1 pseudogene is annotated in these 1,366 nt (G+C 41.1%); it reads left to right on the top strand.

Annotation, left to right across the window (positions count from 1 at the left end):
- Nucleotides 1-1,366 (top strand): annotated as a pseudogene (locus tag BVC87_RS23640) (hypothetical protein); the annotation flags it as partial.

Here is a 1,366-nt window from a genome sequence, read left to right as displayed (position 1 = left end):
CAATGCTGCCGGAACAAGTCCAGCCAATACAGATGGAAACACTAACGATGGTCCAAACTTCTTAGACATTGATGCAGATGATGATGGTATTCCAGATAACGTAGAAGCACAACCAACGGCTAGTTATATTGTACCAAGTAACATAGATGGTAACGGTAATGGTATTGATGATGCTTATGAAGGCTCAGCATTTATTGATAGTCCAGAAAATACAGATGGCACTGATGATCCAGATTATTTAGATACAGACAGTGATAATGACGGAGTAGATGACGTATTAGAAGCAGGTCAAGGAACAGCTACAGGAGTAGATGCAGATCAAGACGGATTAGATGATGGTTTCGATGCGAACATTAACCCGACGCCAGGTACGCCTCACGATGTAAATGATAATTTAGATTCAGGAGCTTCAGGTACAGATAACAATGATGATCCAAGTACTACAGAGGTAGACTTTAGAGAAATCATGGATGCAGATGGAGACGGTATTCCAGATGTAACTGATGTTGACGATGATAACGATGGTATTGCCGATGTAGATGAGAATGGTTTATTAGATGGAGGCGGAAACCCAGTAGATCCAAGTGCAGATGCAGACGGTGATGGTATTCCAAACTACTTAGATACTGATGCACCAGATGGAAGTGGAACGTTACCAGATGGAAACAGTGACGGTATCCCAGATGCTTATGATGCAGATGGCGATGGTATTCCAAACCATTTAGATTTAGATTCAGATAATGATGGTATTACTGATGTTGTAGAAACAGGTAATGGTGCATTAGATACGGATAATGATGGAGACATTGATTCAGACGACGCTATCTTCACAGATAGTAACATGGATGGTCAAGCAGATGGAGCAGCAGGTACAAGTCCAGCCAATACAGATGGAAATACGAATGATGGTTCAGACTTCTTAGATATCGATGCAGACGATGATGGTATTCCAGATAACGTAGAAGCACAACCAACAGCTAGTTACATTGCACCAAGTGGAAATGATAACAATAGCAATGGTATTGATGATGCCTATGAAAATGCAACGTTCATAGATTCACCTACGAATACAGATAGTATGGATAATCCAGACTATTTAGATACGGATAGTGATAATGATGGTATTGATGATGTTATAGAGGCAGGTCAAGGTAGTCCAACTGGAGTAGATGCAGATCAAGATGGATTAGACGATGGCTTTGATGATGCTGTAGGTACAGTAGGTCAGCCGCAAGATGTAAACGATAACTTAGATTCAGGAGCCTCAGGAACGGATAACAATGATGATCCAAGTACTACAGAGGTAGACTTTAGAGAGATCATGGATGCAGATGGAGACGGTATTCCAGATGTAACTGATGTTGAC

Source organism: Tenacibaculum agarivorans (assembly GCF_001936575.1).
GTDB classification, from domain to species: domain Bacteria; phylum Bacteroidota; class Bacteroidia; order Flavobacteriales; family Flavobacteriaceae; genus Polaribacter; species Polaribacter agarivorans.
Note: the sequence above shows the minus strand (reverse complement) of the source record. Positions and strands in the feature narration are given on the sequence as shown.